14 protein-coding genes and 6 pseudogenes are annotated in these 16,285 nt (G+C 61.4%); 14 read left to right on the top strand and 6 right to left on the bottom strand.

The window, feature by feature from the left end; translation table 11 throughout:
• Nucleotides 1-408: 408 nt before the first annotated feature.
• The 10 genes and pseudogenes from AC1D1L_RS25675 (at nucleotide 409) to AC1D1L_RS25630 (ending at nucleotide 7,792) form a co-directional block, all read left to right on the top strand.
• The gene (locus AC1D1L_RS25675) at nucleotides 409-1,371 is read left to right on the top strand and encodes an ArdC family protein (RefSeq protein WP_477344153.1); all 963 of its coding nucleotides are present in this window, start codon (nucleotides 409-411) and stop codon (nucleotides 1,369-1,371) included.
• Complete coding sequence (locus AC1D1L_RS25670; protein WP_477344152.1) at nucleotides 1,368-1,574, top strand: hypothetical protein; 207 nt, start codon at nucleotides 1,368-1,370, stop codon at nucleotides 1,572-1,574. The genes AC1D1L_RS25675 and AC1D1L_RS25670 overlap by 4 nt, the downstream gene beginning before the upstream one ends.
• Nucleotides 1,571-1,990 carry a DUF2958 domain-containing protein gene (locus tag AC1D1L_RS25665; protein WP_477344151.1) on the top strand — a complete coding sequence of 140 codons (420 nt, stop codon included), beginning with the start codon at nucleotides 1,571-1,573 and terminating at the stop codon, nucleotides 1,988-1,990. The genes AC1D1L_RS25670 and AC1D1L_RS25665 overlap by 4 nt, the downstream gene beginning before the upstream one ends.
• A 79-nt stretch (nucleotides 1,991-2,069) precedes the next feature.
• On the top strand, nucleotides 2,070-3,800 hold the full coding sequence (locus AC1D1L_RS25660; RefSeq protein WP_477344150.1) for a ParB/RepB/Spo0J family partition protein: 1,731 nt from the start codon (nucleotides 2,070-2,072) through the stop codon (nucleotides 3,798-3,800).
• A 243-nt stretch (nucleotides 3,801-4,043) separates the two neighbouring features.
• On the top strand, nucleotides 4,044-5,018 hold the full coding sequence (locus AC1D1L_RS25655) for a hypothetical protein (RefSeq protein WP_477344149.1): 975 nt from the start codon (nucleotides 4,044-4,046) through the stop codon (nucleotides 5,016-5,018).
• A gap of 488 nt (nucleotides 5,019-5,506) precedes the next feature.
• Nucleotides 5,507-6,076: a hypothetical protein gene (locus AC1D1L_RS25650; protein ID WP_477344216.1), complete on the top strand. Its 570-nt coding sequence runs from the start codon at nucleotides 5,507-5,509 to the stop codon at nucleotides 6,074-6,076.
• Nucleotides 6,077-6,090: 14 nt separating this feature from the next.
• A complete protein-coding gene (locus AC1D1L_RS25645) occupies nucleotides 6,091-6,531 on the top strand; it encodes a hypothetical protein (protein ID WP_477344148.1) in 441 nt (146 codons plus the stop codon).
• Between the two features lie 7 nt (nucleotides 6,532-6,538).
• A complete protein-coding gene (locus AC1D1L_RS25640; protein WP_348648956.1) occupies nucleotides 6,539-6,769 on the top strand; it encodes a hypothetical protein in 231 nt (76 codons plus the stop codon).
• 35 nt (nucleotides 6,770-6,804) lie between these two features.
• Complete coding sequence (locus AC1D1L_RS25635) at nucleotides 6,805-7,314, top strand: hypothetical protein (RefSeq protein ID WP_477344147.1); 510 nt, start codon at nucleotides 6,805-6,807, stop codon at nucleotides 7,312-7,314.
• Nucleotides 7,262-7,792 (top strand): annotated as a pseudogene (locus AC1D1L_RS25630) (Shedu immune nuclease family protein). The gene AC1D1L_RS25635 and the pseudogene AC1D1L_RS25630 overlap by 53 nt, the downstream one beginning before the upstream one ends.
• Here the strand turns inward: AC1D1L_RS25630 and AC1D1L_RS25625 are convergent.
• Both AC1D1L_RS25625 and AC1D1L_RS25620 read right to left on the bottom strand, forming a co-directional pair.
• A complete protein-coding gene (locus AC1D1L_RS25625) occupies nucleotides 7,739-8,302 on the bottom strand; it encodes a hypothetical protein (protein ID WP_477344146.1) in 564 nt (187 codons plus the stop codon). The pseudogene AC1D1L_RS25630 and the gene AC1D1L_RS25625 sit on opposite strands and share 54 nt — an antisense overlap.
• Nucleotides 8,303-8,434: 132 nt before the next feature.
• A pseudogene (locus AC1D1L_RS25620) lies at nucleotides 8,435-9,051 on the bottom strand (aldehyde dehydrogenase family protein); the annotation flags it as partial.
• Between the two features lie 272 nt (nucleotides 9,052-9,323).
• Here AC1D1L_RS25620 and AC1D1L_RS25615 point away from each other — a divergent pair.
• The 3 genes and pseudogenes from AC1D1L_RS25615 to AC1D1L_RS25605 all read left to right on the top strand — a co-directional run.
• Nucleotides 9,324-9,440 (top strand): annotated as a pseudogene (locus AC1D1L_RS25615) (transposase); the annotation flags it as partial.
• A 194-nt stretch (nucleotides 9,441-9,634) separates the two neighbouring features.
• Nucleotides 9,635-10,855 carry an acyltransferase family protein gene (locus AC1D1L_RS25610; RefSeq protein ID WP_477344145.1) on the top strand — a complete coding sequence of 407 codons (1,221 nt, stop codon included), beginning with the start codon at nucleotides 9,635-9,637 and terminating at the stop codon, nucleotides 10,853-10,855.
• Between the two features lie 52 nt (nucleotides 10,856-10,907).
• On the top strand, nucleotides 10,908-11,279 hold the full coding sequence (locus tag AC1D1L_RS25605) for a hypothetical protein (RefSeq protein ID WP_436175704.1): 372 nt from the start codon (nucleotides 10,908-10,910) through the stop codon (nucleotides 11,277-11,279).
• A gap of 76 nt (nucleotides 11,280-11,355) precedes the next feature.
• Here the strand turns inward: AC1D1L_RS25605 and AC1D1L_RS25600 are convergent.
• From AC1D1L_RS25600 to AC1D1L_RS25585, 4 genes and pseudogenes are all read right to left on the bottom strand, one after another.
• A pseudogene (locus tag AC1D1L_RS25600) lies at nucleotides 11,356-12,287 on the bottom strand (IS630 family transposase); the annotation flags it as partial.
• 168 nt (nucleotides 12,288-12,455) lie between these two features.
• Nucleotides 12,456-13,427, bottom strand: a complete 972-nt coding sequence (locus tag AC1D1L_RS25595) for a glycosyltransferase family 10 domain-containing protein (protein ID WP_436175703.1) — start codon at nucleotides 13,425-13,427, stop codon at nucleotides 12,456-12,458.
• A gap of 314 nt (nucleotides 13,428-13,741) precedes the next feature.
• Nucleotides 13,742-14,144 (bottom strand): annotated as a pseudogene (locus AC1D1L_RS25590) (transposase); the annotation flags it as partial.
• Nucleotides 14,145-14,295: 151 nt separating this feature from the next.
• Nucleotides 14,296-14,909 (bottom strand): annotated as a pseudogene (locus AC1D1L_RS25585) (aldehyde dehydrogenase family protein); the annotation flags it as partial.
• A gap of 475 nt (nucleotides 14,910-15,384) precedes the next feature.
• On the opposite strand from AC1D1L_RS25585, the gene AC1D1L_RS25580 reads away from it, so the two are divergent.
• Nucleotides 15,385-16,269, top strand: coding sequence for an ArdC family protein (locus AC1D1L_RS25580; RefSeq protein ID WP_477344144.1), 885 nt, complete (start codon nucleotides 15,385-15,387; stop codon nucleotides 16,267-16,269).
• Nucleotides 16,270-16,285 lie beyond the last annotated feature (16 nt).

Below are 16,285 nucleotides of genomic sequence, written 5' to 3'. Positions count from 1 at the left end.
GGAACGCCAAACCGATGTCCGCACGGCGCAGAAATCTGATGCGCCCGCGCGCCTGACGGCGCGTGCCGGGTGCTCGTGAACCGAGCCCGCTTTTTCTTCGCCAGGCTCAGGCGGTCTCGGCCATCCGGCTTCGCCCCCTGGCGCGGGCAGCCTGTCGGCTGCTGACGGTCGCCGCCCTGTCGGCCGGCGCGGTTTGTTCGTTGGCCGTTCCCGGCGGCGCGGGGTGGGCGGCACTCCCTTCTAGGCCCGCCGCGGCATCCCGCAACCCTTCGCTTCGCTTCGGGTCCTCCTCTTCGTTCCGGTCCTTCGGATGCGGTCCGCCTCCGACGGCGGGCCTTTCCGGTCGCGTCTCGCCGCCCACCCCGCTTGCGGGGAAAGGCGCGGGATTGAAGAGCGGAGGACCAGACGATGCGTGCAAAACACAACCGTTCCGGCAGCCGAGAGGCTGGCGCGGGCAGGGGCGGGCGCCCGGGCGCCAGCCTTTATCAGGAAATCACGGACCGCATCATTGCCGAACTGGAGCGCGGCACCGTGCCATGGGTCAAGCCATGGGGCAGCGCAAAGGCCGACCTCGGCCTGCCCAGCAACGCGGCCACCGGGCGCCGCTATTCCGGCATCAACATCCTCATCCTGTGGGGCGCCGTCATCGAGCGCAGCTATCCCGGCCAGAACTGGCTGACCTTCCGGCAGGCGCTTGCCCTTGGCGGCAATGTCAGGAAGGGCGAGCGCGGCACAACAATCGTGCATGCCGACCGCTTTGTCCCAAAGGGCGAGCAGGAGCGCGCCAAGGCCGACGGCGACGAACCGCAGGCGGTGCCGTACTTGAAGCGCTTCACCGTCTTCAACGTCGCGCAGTGCGACGGCCTGCCCGAGCACCTTTATGGCAACGCCGAACCGCTGCCCGAACGCGAGATCATCCCGCAGGCCGAGGCGCTTATTCGAGGAAGCGGCGCGGATTTCCGCATCGGCGGCGATCGCGCTTTCTACATGCCGGGCAGTGACTCCATTCAGGTGCCGCCGCAGCCGGCATTCTTTCAGCAGATCGACTATTACCGCACCTGCTTCCACGAACTTGGCCACTGGACCGGCCACCCGGCACGGCTGGCGCGCGACCTCTCCGGCGCCTTCGGTTCCAAGACCTATGCGCGCGAGGAATTGGTCGCCGAAATCACCGCAGCCTTTGTCTGCTCGACGCTCGGCATCGAGCCGACCGTGCGCCATGCCGACTATATCGGCACATGGCTGAAGGTGCTGCGCGAGGACAATCGCGCCATCTTCCGCGCCGCCAGCCTTGCCTCCAAGGCCGCCGATTTTCTTCTGGGCTTCAACGCCGAGGCCGAAGGCGCGCAACAAGACGAGATCGCGGCATGAGCGCGCGCGATCCCAACACCCTGCGGACCGAGCCAACGCCGCAAGGCGAGCAGACGCTCATTCCCGGTGTCCGACCGCTCACCACGCGCGACCGCCTCGCCCTTTTGGCCGACGCGCCCGCGCGGCGCAAAAGCCGCTCGATATCGGGCTGTTCGATGACGCCAGAAATCAACTCGACCTGTTTTGAGAGGAGTTTCCCATGATCCTGATCACCGACGACCTTTGCGCCCGGCTGCGAGCCAATGGCGCAACCGACACCGAAACCGACCATTTTCCGGTAGTCAAACTGTTCGATCCGACCGGGCCAGCGACCTGGCTTCTCACCGAACTCGACGCCGACGGCGACACTCTATTCGGGCTTTGCGACCTCGGCTTCGGCTTCCCCGAACTCGGCAGCGTCAGCCTTGCCGAGCTTGCAAGCGTCAAGGGGCGGCTTGGCCTCGGCATCGAGCGCGACCTCTGGTTCAGGCCGCGCTTTCCGCTCTCCGTTTACGCGCAGGCAGCGTGCAGCGCCGGCCACATCACCGAAGCCGAGCGGCTGCTGCGACAGGCGGCAGAAGCCCTTGGCAACGCCCATTCCAAGCTTCCGCTCGACACGGCGGAACAGACGCGCCGCTAGACGCGAAAACCGTCCCGCCGCGCCGGCTTGCAGCCTCTGCGGCGGGGCAATTCCACCCCTCAAACGAAGGAGACAAACCATGCAACTTGCCCACATTCCGCTTGATAAGCTCAACATTTCCGCGCTCAACATGCGCCATTCCAAACGCGCACCCGACGTGTCGGACATCCTGCCGTCGGTTCGCGCGCGCGGCGTCCTGGTGCCGCTTCTGGTGCGGCCCAACGGCACGCCGGAAAGCTTCGAGATCGTCGCCGGCCGGCGCCGCTATTTCGCCGCGAAGTCGCTCGCCGACGAGCGCGGCCAGGGCAATGCCTTGCCCTGCGCCATCATGGAAGACGGCGACGACGCAGACGCGCTCGAGGCCTCGCTGATCGAAAACTTCGCCCGGCTCGATCCCGACGAAGTGTCGCAGTGGGAGACGTTTTCGCGGCTGATCAGGGAAGGCCGCACCATTCCAGATATCGCCGCAACTTTCGGCATCACCGAGCTTCTGGTCAAACGCATTCTGGCGCTCGGCGATCTTCTTCCCAAAATCCGCGATGCCTATCGCCGCGAGGACATCGACGCCGAGACGGCGCGCCATCTGACCATGGCCTCCAAGGCGCAGCAGAAGGATTGGCTGGCGCTTTATGCCGATCCCGAGCAATACGCGCCACGCGGCCACCAGTTGAAGCAATGGCTGTTCGGCGGCCAGTCGATTTCCACCAAGATGGCGCTGTTTGCCGTCGAGGATTATCCGGGCCTGATCGTCTGCGACCTGTTCGGCGAGGAGAGCTATTTCGCCGATGCCGACCTGTTCTGGCAAAAGCAGAACGAGGCGATCGCCGCCAAACGCGATGCCTATCTGGAAGCCGGCTGGCCCGAGGTGGCCGTGCTCGAACCGGGCCAGCATTTCCAGTCTTGGGACTATGAGAAGACGCCGAGGAAGAAGGGCGGCAAGGTCTTCATATCAGTCTCGCATCGCGGCGCGGTCGAATGCCACGAGGGCTGGCTTTCGCGCAAGGAGGCCCGCCGCGCCCGCGCGCAAGGCGAGGGCGGCGAGCACGACGAAACCCCCGCCAGGCCGTCGCGACCGGAACTCACCGGGCCGATGCAGAACTATGTCGATCTGCACCGCCACGGTGCCGTGCGTGCCGCCATGCTCGACCATCCTTGTGTCGCGCTGCGCCTGATGGTGGCGCATGCCATCGCAGGTTCGGGCCTGTGGCAGGTTCGCCGCGAGCCGCAGCGCACCGCCAATGAAGCGGTGGCGGCAAGTATTGCGGCGTCCAGGGCCGAAGCCGCATTCGCCGAAAAACGGCGCGCGGTGCTTGCCCTGCTTGGGCAGGCCGACGAGGAGGATGCGATAGCCGGCGGCAATGGCGACGCCTTTGCGCTTGCCGCCGTCTTCGCCCGTTTGCTGGCACTTTGCGACGACGATGTCATGCGCGTTCTCGGCCTTGTCATGGCCGAGACGCTCGAAGCCGGCAGCGCCGTCGTCGAGGCGCTCGGCAACCATCTGGGCATCGACATGGGTGCGTGGTGGCAAGCGGACGACGCCTTCTTCGACCTGCTGCGCGACAAGGAGATCGCCAATGCAATGTTGGCTGACCTCGCCGGCAAGCCTGTCGCCGACGGCAATGTCGCCGAGAAGGTCAAGACGCAAAAGAAGATCATCCGCGATTGCCTCGCGGGCGAGAACGGCAGGCAGAAGGTTGACGGCTGGCTGCCGCGCTGGATGAAATTCCCGGTCGAAAGCTACACGAAACGCGGCGGCTTCCGCACCGCCGATCAATGGGCCAGTGTCCAGCCGCTGCTCGTCCGCCAATAGCTGCCAAGCCGGGCGGCGGCTCTTTTCGAGTGCCGCCGCCCCGATTGCCTGCCGCTGGAATATTGTCCGATGCGCACGGCGATCCGAACAGCATTTGCCACGCGCAAGGCTATTGTGCGTTGCGCAAAAACCGACGCGCGCCTACACGTCCTTCCGTTGCGGGAATCGGGCTTGGACCAGCGGCGAGGCAGTGAAAAGAGATGCTTCGTCGATATCATATTGCATTCATAGCTGAGGACCTTCATGACCCTTTCGAGCCCTGACAAATCCGGCGCCACCAGTCTCGAGGCCATCGCGCGAAACGGCGGCGTGCTGCGCCGCATCGCCGTGCGCATTCCGACCTATCTGTCGGACATTCGCGAAAACCCGGCATGGCTGCCGATGTTCGTGCTCGCCCGCACCATGCCGGCCCGCCGGATGCACTGGCGTGGGGCTAAGCCGGTTCGCGTGTCGCAAAAAGCCCACGACACCATGTTTGCCGGCGTCGATCGCCAGGACGTTGTCGAGGCGCTGCGGTCGGACGGGCTGTTTTGCGGGCTCGTCCTGCCGACTTCCATCCATGAGGAGATCGCCGCCTTCGCCCGCTACACGCCTTGTTTCGGCAATTTCGATCGCCGTCTCGAATTCATGGCTGAGGACCATGCCGAGGCCGAGAAGCGTTTCGGCCGCCCCTTGCTCAGCGGCCACTTTTTCGAACACATCCTCGGCTGCAAGGCAGCGGTCGCCATCCAGAACGATCCGCTGCTGCTCGACATCGCCGCGCATTATCTGGGCGCTCAGGCGAAATTGATCACCACACGCGTCTGGTGGAGCTTCCCGACCAGCCAGGCTTCCGACGCCGACAAGAACCGTGCCTCGCTCGGCAAGTATCATTTCGATCTCGATGACTGGCGGATGCTGAAATTCTTCTTCTATCTGACGCCGGTCGACGAAGGCACCGGCCCGCATGTCTATGTCCGTGGCAGTCATAACCGCCGCGCCATCAAGCATCAGCTGACGCTGCTTGTCGGCCATCCGGCGCAAGAGGTTCTCAAGGTCTATGGCGACGACAGTCCGGTCACGCTGACCGGCGAAGCCGGCCTCGGCTTCGTCGAGGATCCGTTCGGCTTCCATATGGGCACCGTGCCGTCGCGCACGCCACGGCTGATGATGGAAGTCGGCTTCGGTGTCTCGCCGCCCTCGCGCCGGCGCTTCCATGGCGAGCCGGTCATCCGCTGATCTCGCAAAAGTCCTTAAAACAGCCTTCCCCAGATCAGACGCCTGGTTTTCCCTTGGGCTGGCTGGTGCCATGGCGTCGTCATGGGATCAGCTGGCGCATGACTGGATTGGGCAGATACTTAAAGAAAATCACATATTTACGGGCCATTGTGTGCAAAAATCGCACACGAAAGTTCTGCTTCTCTCGCTTTTCGTTCCCACGATGGAGCAACCGACAGCCCTTTTCGGACGCTCTTCTGCCGACGATATTGACCGCTTCAATGCTGCCGGGGGCGCTCGCCAGTCGGACGACGACGTTTGAATGCTCTTTCGCTAGGGTGAGCGCCCTGAGCCAATCATCATGCTGGCGGCGAACCACGTACCGGCGGCTCAAAACGACGTATTTTGGACTTTCCGCGGCGCCCTCCTGGCGTTCTCATTGACAGGAGAGACATCGAATGATGGAATGTCCTTGGTCCTAGGACAGAGGACAAGCTGCAATGATTGGAATGAAAAGTCAGGATATCGTGGTGCTTCTGAAGCTCGTGAGCTTGCAGGAGCAAGGAGAGTTCGCGGGCCATGGGGAACAGCGTAGGGGCCTTGCGGGCGAGGACCCCTTCTCTGTTCGCGGGCTGGAATCCCTAACAGGTATCAGCAAGACGGAGATCAACGCCTCCTTAAAGCGCAGTCTCTCATCGGGGTTGGCCATTAAAGACCGGGATACGGGACGGGCCAATCCTCACCGCCGCAATCTCTATGAATTTATCGTCCACGGCCTGAAGTTCGTGTTTCCCGCGAAGGCAGGCGCGATGACGCGCGGTATTCCGACGGCGTTCGCCGCGCCGATGCTGAAGGGGCTATTGGTCAGCGGAGGCGAGTACATACACATATGGCCCTATGCCCAAGGGCGGGACATGGGGCAGTCGGTTGAACCTTTGTTCAAGAGTGTGCCTGAAGCAGTCCAGAAAGATGAACGGCTCTACGAATATCTTGCTCTCGTTGATGCCATCCGGCTCGGCAATCAGCGCGAAGCGGGCCTGGCTGGACAGCGGCTTTCGGAGAGGTTCCTGAAAAAATGACGGTCCGAGACCAATTGCTCCTGATGCTGCAGACGGTGGCGGAAGCTTTGGGGGAAGAATTCCGGGAACGGCTGGTCTTTGTCGGCGGGTGCACAACCGCTCTTTTTATAACGGACGAAGTGACCCTTGAGGATGTGAGGGCGACTGACGACGTCGACCTCATCGTCGATCTTGCCGGTTATGGAGAGTGGGCGCAGTTGCGGGAAGAATTGAGGCAGCGAGGTTTCGCTGAGTCCCCCGAGGACAACGTCATCTGCCGGATGCGGCTGCGGGACCTCAAGGTCGACTTTATGCCGGACGATGCCGGCATACTCAGCTTCACTAACCACTGGTACGCAGCTGGGATCGAAACGGCAGTAACCCATGAATTGACCGCTACGCTCAGGATCAAAAAGCTTTCCCCGGAGCTTTGTCGCGACAAAGCTGGAAGCTTATCTCGGGCGCGGCGCAGGTGATCTGTTCATGAGCCGTGACATGGAAGATATCCTCCTCATCGTCGACGGGCGGCCGGAGATCGTGGACGAGATTCTTGCTGCAGAGGCCGAAGTCCACCGGTTCATCGCCGAACAGTTCACAGTCCTGCTTCAGAACGGCGACTTCGAATATTTCCTTGAGGGAAATGTCCGCGGCCCGGCAGGGCGGACCGATATAGTGCGAGACCGGTTTGTCGCCATTAGTCGTGGCGCCGGGTGAAGAGGATGGTGGCAGCCAGTGCAGGAGCACGTGTGATGATTTCGTTTGAGGTCGGCAGCGCTCGAATACGAACCGCACTTCGGTGGCAATATGCCTGGGTGACGCGGGAGCTCAAGGCGGCGGGCAAGGTGACGCTGAGCCGGGTCTTCTTCTTCCGCAGTTCCGACCTCGTGGCGGAGACGGCGCACGGTGCCGCGCACGACGACGAGGCGGACGAGGACGATCGACCGCTCTATCGGTTTCGGTTCGCGACCACAAAAGACGGATATCACCGCATTCCCGGGCGGATCCTGGGGATCGACAACGATGTGCTGATCGTCGCGGAGGGGATCGCGCTGGACCGGAAGGTCTTTGTCGCCGAGCGCAATATCAGCATCTTTCGGCGCATTGCAAAGCTGAAGCCCGGCAGCGAAATCGTCGTTGGCGGCGACCGGGTCGACAGCATCGCCGTCGAGGCCTTCGGCGAGCTGCTCGAGATACGTCGACCTGTGCGTGGTCGACGCCAACGGCAACATCGACGTCATCGAGATCAAGAAGCCTTTTGACGACATTCTGCTGAGCAGAGGAATTTATCGTGGCAACAGCGTTCCGACCAAGGAGCTGTCAGGCACCATCATGCAGGCCGAGAAATACCTGTTCCACCTCTCCAAATAGGGCATTGAGGGGGAGCGCGAACTGTCGAAGCGATACGGGTCAGCACTTCCCGCCGGTCTCCAGATCCGGGTGACCAATCCCAAGGCGCTGCTTCTGCTCGGCCGCGATCGCCGAACGGACGGCACGGGCGGGCTCACCGAGAACCAATCGTTCGACCTGGAGGTGATCAAGCGGAAATATGTGAATATGATGGACATCGTCACCTACGACGATCTGCTCCACCGCCTCGACAGAATCATCGTCTCGCTGACGGAGCGCGCGGGCTCGGCCGGATTGGGGCAACGCGCTGACAAGCGTGGCACAGACCGGCGGGATTCAACCGACAGGTGCGCGGGCGGCGGGGATGCGTCGGGAGCTGATGCGTGCTGAAGGGCGTTTCGACCTCTTTTGCTCGGCGGAGTTGAGGCATGTTCGCGGGCACGAAAGGAGACCTCGTCCATGAATGCCCAGGAACTTCTCGACAAGATTAAGGAACTGCCCAACAAGCCGGTCGATGTGCCCACGCCGCCGGCGATCGAGCTCGTCGCCATGGTGGTGCGCTGGGGTCGCCATCTCAAGCAGTGGAAAGCCACCACGCTCGCCGACTTCGCGCGTGTCTCGCTGTCGACGGTCGAGCGCGTCGAACGCGCGAAGAAGGTGAGCGACGAGGCGCTCGACCGCATCGCCCAAGCGCTCGGCCACGCGCCGGGAGCGTTCACCACGCCGAGCCTGCCGATCGGTCCGGACAAGGCGGCCGAACAACACCTCGTCGAGGCGTTTGGCCATCTCGAACCGGTGGCGGTGTCGCCGATGAAGACGCACAAGGCCATCCGCGATGCCGCGAAGTGCGACGCCTATCTCATCCACCGTCCCGGCGTGCCCGACACCCATGACGACCACATCGCTAATCTCCTCATCAAAAGCAGATCGAAGCCGGCCGCGCCTATGACCGCCTTCTCAAGCGCGGCACTCGGCCGAAGGGGCTCAAGGCCATCGTCGCATGGTTCAAGCGCCTGTGGATCAAGTTCATCGGCTAATCAGCGTGCGGCCGACGGCATCGCCTTTGCAGGCACAGATCAGGTTGCCGACGCCTTCGGGAAAGCCGGCCTCCGCGCCGAGTGCAACCATTGCGCCTGCAACAAGCGGCGTCTGTTCGGCAGGTTTGAGGATGACCGCGCAGCGGGCCGCCAGCGCCGGCGAGCTCTTGCGCGCAACCCTCGAGGCCGAGAAAATTCCACGGCCTGATGGTGCCAACAACGCCGATCGGCTGCTTGACCGCCAGCATGCGCTGGCCCGTCGAGGGCAGGGAGATCGTCTCGCTATAGATGGCTTTGGCCTCTTCGGGCGTCCCATTGCAGATCGCAAGCAGCGTGAGAGACTTCCGAGCCGGCTTCGGCAAGCGGCTTGCCCATCTCAGCGGTGAGAATGGCAGCAAGGTCGTCCGCATGGTCGATGATCAGCTGATGCCAGTGCCAAGCCATGTCGCTGCGCTCTCGGGCGGTCATGGCTGCCCATCCAGTCTCTTGCGATACAGGCCTTGCTGCCCGCGTCTCCGTGACCCCATGTTGGGAAATTTCCGCCAACACGTCGCCAGTGGAATCAAGATCTCGAAAATTCGCTCGCCCAGGCGGCGTGCCGAGTGGCGGCATGCGGTCGAAGGCGCCGAACAGCTATGCAGATTTCAGGTGCAAGCGGTTGGCACAGAGGCACGCCTCGCGGGGGGCACCGGCGTTAAGTCCTGCGAGCCGATAAAACCGCAGCGCAAGGCATGGCGTCCAGGCATCCGGCAAGCGGCAGTCTGCCGGCACTTGATGACGCCCGCGCGCCTGACGGCGCGTGCCGGGTGCTCGTGAACCGAGCCCGCTTTTTCTTCGGCAGGCTCAGGCGGCCTCGGCCATCCGGCTTCGCCGCCTCCGATAGCGCCAAGGGCGGACGGCCGCCCTTTGATACGGTGATGATGTTGAAGATCATGGTGCTGCAGGCGCTCTACTGTCTCTCGGACGATCAAGCCGAGTTTCATATCCAGGACCAGCTGTCGCCGGTGGGCATGGCCCGCATATCCATCCCATGGATGCATTATATCCAAACAATCAAGTTTACCCCTCCGTCATGATGCTGCATAGCGCAGTACAGGAAAGCCAATGTCCCGTGCTTTCCAGCTCACGTTCACGAGCGTGGACTTTGTAGGAAGACCAAGTCGAAACCGGCGCATTCATAAGGGGCAGAGTATCCATGAACGGAATGGCGGCGGGGCAGGCCGGATCTGAACGTTTTATTGCTTTAGAGGGGTTGAGGGGGCTGGCTGCAGTTGGCGTCCTCTTGTCTCACGCCCTCTTCGCTGTCGAGCCAGGGATATTCAAAACCATGTACCCGTTGGCGCAAGCAGCGTGGCCAGAAATCGGATGGCCTGCTCAGCTTCTAACTCTCCCCCCATTCAGCATGCTTATCAACGGAAGCTTTGCGGTTTGTGTATTCTTCGTTCTAAGCGGCTTCGTCCTTACCAAGTCTTTTGCTGACACTGGAAATGCGTCGGTGCTTGTATCCAGAGCAATCCGACGGATACCCCGCCTCGGCATTCCAATCGCGGCTTCAATCGTTTTTGCCGGTACCATTTTCGCCATGGGGCTGATGAGAAATCTTGAAGTTGCTCCACTCACGGGCTCGATCTGGCTGACCTGGTATTACCCTAGCTCAATTACGGTCGCGACCATCGCCAAGGAGGCCCTATATGAGTCCTTATTTCTCGGTAAGAACCAACTCAATTCACCACTCTGGACGATGTCCATCGAGCTCGTCGGTTCATACTTAGCCTTCATGTTCGCCCTCGCTGCGAGGTGGTTCACCTTCGCCCTCGTCACAGTTTTTGCCGCGGCTCTCTCTTTTGCGGTCCATATAGCTTACCTGCCCTTCGCCTTGTCGTTCGGGGTCGGCGTCCTCCTGACTCGCGTTTCTCCAGCGAAATGGCCTCACAAAGCTAAGATCGCAATCTTTCTTGCTGCCATCTATCTTGGCGGCTTCTCAAACGACATCTTGTATGAGCCGATCATCAAACTCTCCCCAATCGACTTTAATCACCTGAAGGACGCAATGCACTGCGTCGGTGCAACCTTCCTTGTCGCTAGCGTTCTCGCGCTTCCATCGCTTCAGCGAGCCTTCTCGTCATACTTTTTCCCACTCCTAGGTCGATTGTCGTTCTCGGTCTACCTTCTTCATTTCCCTCTCCTTTGTTCCCTCGGGTGCTTTGTCTATCTCTGGACTATCCAATGGGGGCATGCCATTGCGGCTAGTAGCACTGTCGTCATTGTACTTGTAACCACCATCATTGCTGCGGTGCCTTTTCAGCGCCTTGTAGACGTGAAGTCCATGGAAGTAGCCAAGAGGGTGGACCAATACCTGAGAGGTTTTTGCGTAAGTCTGCAGAGGCGTAGACTGGCGCTGCGCTCAACCATTTGAGCGGGACAAACATAGCTAATCATTCTGACCTCAAAACGAAAGGTGCCCTGCCTTGGAAGAATTCGTATCGCGCATCGCCACCAATGTCGGCGTCGACCCGGCTCTCGCAGACAAGGCCGTTGGCATGATGCTGGGTTTCCTGCAACGCGAGGCAGCCGACGGTCCCGCTGCGCGCATGATCGAGGCCATTCCCGGAGCTTCGGAATTAGTGGCGAAGCATGATGGTGAGGACGCAGAGGGCGGCAGCGTCCTCGCCGGAGGCGGCGTGGTGGGTTTCGGCCAGCAATTGATGAATGAGGGTCTCAGCCTAGGAAATATCGCCGGCCTTGCTAACGAGACGATCGCCTTCGCCAAGGAACATGCCGGCGACGAACTCGTGGACGAGGTCCTCAATTCCGTTCCCGGCCTTCCCCAGTTCGCCTGATCAGCAGCAGCCGGGTGGCGTACGATGTTGTGCGCCCGTCTCGGCCCGTTTGCGCAGCCAGAGCAGATTCGACGTATTCCGGGTCAGAGCTGTCTGCCTCGAAATAGTGCCTGCATTCCTCGGCTGTGAAAGCTGCGAGGCAGTTGGCCACGACCGACCAGAACTCGTCGATGGTTCGGGTTGCAGCCTTTCTCAGGAGAGCCTTGAGCTTCGAGAAAGCCATCTAGATCGGGTTGAAGTCGGGCGAGTATGGCGGCAGGAACAGGAGCGCGCCAACTTCTCGATCACCTCGCGCCCGCCGCTGATCTTGTGGGCGGGCAGGTTTGTTCATGACCACGATGTCGCCTGGGCGAAGCTCGGGTGCGCGGACCTGCTGCGCATAGGCGAGCAAGCATAGGGCCATCGAGCAATATTGGCGCCGCCAAGCCGCCCAGCCGCAGGCCGGCCGTGAATGTGGTGGTCTTCCAATGGCCGTGAGGAACGGCCGCCCGACAATCGTTCGCCGCGCAGGCTGCGGCCACGCAACCGCGCCATCTTTGTGGATGCTGCGGTCTCATCGATGAAAATCAGCCTCTCGGGGTCGAGATCGAGCTGGCCATCGAACCAGGCTCTGCGGCGGCGCAGGACATTGGGGCGCTGCTGTTCGGCGGCGTGCGCCGTCTTCTTTTGAAACGTGATGCCGCGCCGGTCGAGGCACAGCCGGACCGTGGACGGCGCTACCCGAACGCCGCACTCGGCGGCAAGGCGCTCGCCGATCTCGGCAAGCGTGATGTCCGGCGCGTGCTCGATAAGGCCAAGAGTGAAGGCCTCATGCGCATCGAGCTTCGAACGCACCGGCTGGCCCTGCTTGCGCGCTTCCATCTCGCCGGTCTCGCGATAGCGGCGATACCAACTTCCGGCCGTCGAAATGCCGACCCGGAAGTGACGCGCCGCCTCCCGCCTCGAAACCCCGACTTCAATGGCCGCAATCACGCGCCCGCGAAGGTCCGCGCTCAGGCTCCTCGTCATCATCACATCCTCGTAAATCACCGGGACAGTGAATCAGACAGGATCTATCGCGTGATTCCCAAACCGTCCCTGTTCATCAAAGATGCTCGAGGCATTCTCCGCCGAGTTTCGTACGGACCCTGCCAGACCACCAACCGCCGGGCGCGCGAAGCGAATGAACTTTGGAGTTCATTCGTCTACCCCAAAATCGACCTCGGGCGTACCGATGTGCATAACTTTAGGCGGCAAAGGCTTATCCTGAACGCTTTCGATGAAGCCCGCGAGATAAGCAAATATATTGTACTTCTCAAGTACCAACCGCTTCGCCTCTCGTATTGCATCGCGACGGTCCTTCCAGAGGTCCGAGTTGGTTATTTCGCGGATCTTTTGAATTACGTTCTTGTCCTCTGGATCAATCAGAACCATTGAATCCGGCGGAAAGAACCTCGTGATTGCCGGGCTGCCGTAATAGATCGGCATTGTTTCAGCAACGAAGCAGTCCATAAGCTTCTCTGTAAAATAGTAATCAGCTCTAGTATTCTCGAAAGCTATACTGTAGCGGTAAGGTGCAAGTGCGTCCCATTTATCTCCAATCAGGTGAAAACCTCGGCCGAACAGGTCGAACTCGAGCTCCTCTCTCAGCCGCTCCAAAAACGCCAGCCGATATCGATGTCCTTTAAGCAGGGCGATGTTGCTGGTAATCCATGAGAGCCGACGCGGCTTGTCAACGACTTCGCTGACCAGAAGTTGGTCATACGTCTTTCTTACAGACCAAGACCGAGTGATAGGTGGAGACAAGACGAATCGACGCCCTGCATTCTGCCGAGCTACCAGCTCTGCGTCAGACGTCAGAACGATGGTATTTTCCCCTTGCCCTAGATGGAGCGCGCGATGAGCTTGCGTCGGCGGTTCGCCGATTGCAAAAATTGTCCTGTTCGGGCTCGCCTCGATATCAACTGGAAGTCCAAAAACAGAAGGAGAGTTAAAGATTATATGCCAATCCGGCGTGAAGGATGTCTTGCGTACAAAAGCGACATTGTTCCAGATTCCACTGCCCTTTGGAGTGAGATGGTGGATGGCGTCATCCAGACCGCCCCAAGAATCGAGGCATGCAGCAACAATGGGCGCCGGACGTTCCGTCGGCAATTTCGCGCTAGACAAAGCAGTTCGACTCCTTCACTTCGGTGGTGCCGGGAGTAATTTCTGCACCAGGGCCAGACCTCTCTGCGCCTATTCCCGTCGTGAGATGAAGCTAAAACGATCGGAATCGATGGCCAAACGGTCCGCAGGTAAGCCCTTCGATATCGAAAAGTTTGGGGGAACTATACAAAGGCTTGTAACCCCTCCTCCTCCATCTCGATCGGCTTCCATAATTTAGCTCTGACTATTTTTGATGCAGTTTGGGAGCTCTGTCCAGAGTCTTCTGCAAATTTGCGATCACGGTCGCCGGTGTTGGCGGGTCAGGCGCGGCGTCTTCAAGTAACCGCGGCCTTGGGCTCCTCCAGCTTGCGCAGCATCTCCTTCTTGTGCTCGGCCAGGTGCTCCATGTTGAGATTCGCATGGACTCCAGCCAGTTTTCGTGTGTTTCGACGGCGAGCGCGCGGACGAGCCGCAGGCAGCTCTCGGCGCTGGGAAAGATGCGCACCGCCGCTTGATCTCCTGATTGAGCCGCTCCAGGATGTTGATGCTCTTCAGGCGCTTGTGATGCTGGCGTGGCAGCCGGTTGAAGGTGAGCGTCTCCTCGATGTTGCCCTCTACCCACTGGCACAGCTTGGGGCAGCGCGTCTCCCACTTGGCCAGCCATTGGGCGAGGTCGCGCCGCACTTCGGAAAGGTCGCGCCGGTCATACATCCAGCGCAGTTCCTGCAGGCAGTCATCATCGATCCATTGGGCCGGCAAGATGTCTCGCGAGCAGATCGAAGCCGGCCGTGCCTATGCCGCCTTCTCAAGCGCGGCACCCAGCCGAAGGGGCTCAAGGCCATCGTCGCATGGTTCAAGCGCCTGTGTATCAAGTTCATCGGTTGATCAGTATCAGGTTGACGACGCCTTTCGGGAAAGCCGGCCGCGCGCATTGCGCCTGCAACAAGCGGCGTCTGTTCGGCAGGTTTCAATATCACGGCGCAGCCGTCGCCAGTGCCGGTGAGATCTTGCGCGCCACCATTGAAGCCGGGAGATTCCATAGCGTGATCGTGCCAACAACGCCGATTGGCTGCTTGATCACCAGAATGCCCCGGTCAGTCGAGGGCGGGGAGATCGTCTCGCCATAGATGCGGTTGGCCTCTTCGGCATACCATTGCAGATATGCCGCCGCATGCGAGACTTCCGACTTGGCTTCGGCAAGCGGCTTGCCCATCTCAGCTGTGAGGATGGCAGCGAGGTCGTCGGCGTGGTCGATGATCAATTGATGCCAGCGCCAGAGCATGTCCCTGCGATCCCAGGCGGTCAACGCCGGCCATCCAGCCTGCGCCGTAGAAGCCTTGTCGATCGCCGTGCGCGTCTCAGCGCCCATGTCGGGTAGCGCTGCGGATTAAAGACCCTCGAACTTTCGCTCACCCAACACCGTGCCAAGCGTCGGCATGCGGTCGATAGCGCCGAACAGGTCGGGGAGTTTCAGATTCGCATCAGCGGCTGGCACAGAGGCATCCCGGCTTTCTCTTCAAAACGGCGGATGTTTTCTATTGGCTGCGTCAGGATGTGTAACCGCACTTCGCATAGGACCTCGAGCGACGGGGCCCTGGCGACCTGCCGACCGCGTTATGGAACAGGAACGACCGTTCCTGGAACGAGAATTCCTGTTCAGCGCCTTTCTCGCCCGCACGCCTGGCGGGGGCACCGAGCGCTGAGCCCTGCAACCTGATAACCGCAGCGCAAGGCATGGCATCCACGCATCCGCGGGAGGCCTAAGCTTTGACGGCGCCCGCGCGCCTGACGGCGCGTGCCGGGTGCTCGTGAACCGAGCCCGCTTTTTCTTCGCCAGGCTCAGGCGGTCTCGGCCATCCGGCTTCGCCCCCTGGCGCGGGCAGCCTTCGGCTGCTGACGGTCGCCGCCCTGTCGGCCGGCGCGGTTTGTTCGTTGGCCGTTCCCGGCGGCGCGGGATTGAAGAGCGGAGGACCAGACGATGCGTGCAAAACACAACCGTTCCGGCAGCCGAGAGGCTGGCGCGGGCAGGGGCGGGCGCCCGGGCGCCAGCCTTTATCAGGAGATCACGGACCGCGTCATTGCCGAACTGGAGCGCGGCACCGTGCCATGGGTCAAGCCATGGGGCAGCGCAAGGGCCGACCTCGGCCTGCCCAGCAACGCGGCCACCGGGCGCCGCTATTCCGGCATCAACATCCTCATCCTGTGGGGCGCCGTCATCGAGCGCAGCTATCCCGGCCAGAATTGGCTGACCTTCCGGCAGGCGCTTGCCCTTGGCGGCAATGTCAGGAAGGGCGAGCGCGGCACAACAATCGTGCATGCCGACCGCTTTGTCCCAAAGGGCGAGCAGGAGCGCGCCAGGACAGACGGCGACGAGCCGCAGGCGGTGCCGTATTTGAAGCGCTTCACCGTCTTCAACGTCGCGCAGTGCGACGGCCTACCCGAGCACCTTTACGGCAACGCTGAACCGCTGCCCGAACGCGAGATCGTCCCCCAAGCCGAGGCGCTTATTCGAGCAAGCGGCGCGGATTTCCGCATCGGCGGCGATCGCGCTTTCTACATGCCGGGCACCGACTCCATTCAGGTGCCGCCGCAGCCGGCATTCTTTCAGCAGATCGACTATTACCGCACCTGCTTCCACGAGCTTGGCCATAATGCCGCGATCCGGATTATGCCGCATGGCGTCCGCTGGAGGCTGGTTTCCCGGGCATCGGCCATGCGGCTGTTCGGCATAATCAGAGCCCTTCCAGGAACGCGAGGAGTTGGTCGTCGGGCCGGAACCGGCTGGACCGGGTGGCTGGGGCGGCGACGCGAGCGAGCGCCTTCTCCTTCATCCGCATGTCGGCGTGGATGTAGATCTGGGTAGTCTCGACGTTCTCGTG

This window comes from Mesorhizobium sp. P2_D6 (assembly GCF_056404315.1).
This window is presented reverse-complemented; position numbering and strand designations above follow the sequence as displayed.

What these genes read in the sequence shown, in the direction of transcription:
- AC1D1L_RS25675 (WP_477344153.1), top strand. Translation starts at nt 409, where the DNA reads ATGCGTGCAAAACACAACCGTTCCGGCAGCCGAGAGGCTGGCGCGGGC.
- AC1D1L_RS25670 (WP_477344152.1), top strand. Translation starts at nt 1,368, where the DNA reads ATGAGCGCGCGCGATCCCAACACCCTGCGGACCGAGCCAACGCCGCAA.
- AC1D1L_RS25665 (WP_477344151.1), top strand. Translation starts at nt 1,571, where the DNA reads ATGATCCTGATCACCGACGACCTTTGCGCCCGGCTGCGAGCCAATGGC.
- AC1D1L_RS25660 (WP_477344150.1), top strand. Translation starts at nt 2,070, where the DNA reads ATGCAACTTGCCCACATTCCGCTTGATAAGCTCAACATTTCCGCGCTC.
- AC1D1L_RS25655 (WP_477344149.1), top strand. Translation starts at nt 4,044, where the DNA reads ATGACCCTTTCGAGCCCTGACAAATCCGGCGCCACCAGTCTCGAGGCC.
- AC1D1L_RS25650 (WP_477344216.1), top strand. Translation starts at nt 5,507, where the DNA reads ATGAAAAGTCAGGATATCGTGGTGCTTCTGAAGCTCGTGAGCTTGCAG.
- AC1D1L_RS25640 (WP_348648956.1), top strand. Translation starts at nt 6,539, where the DNA reads ATGAGCCGTGACATGGAAGATATCCTCCTCATCGTCGACGGGCGGCCG.
- AC1D1L_RS25635 (WP_477344147.1), top strand. Translation starts at nt 6,805, where the DNA reads ATGATTTCGTTTGAGGTCGGCAGCGCTCGAATACGAACCGCACTTCGG.
- AC1D1L_RS25610 (WP_477344145.1), top strand. Translation starts at nt 9,635, where the DNA reads ATGAACGGAATGGCGGCGGGGCAGGCCGGATCTGAACGTTTTATTGCT.
- AC1D1L_RS25580 (WP_477344144.1), top strand. Translation starts at nt 15,385, where the DNA reads ATGCGTGCAAAACACAACCGTTCCGGCAGCCGAGAGGCTGGCGCGGGC.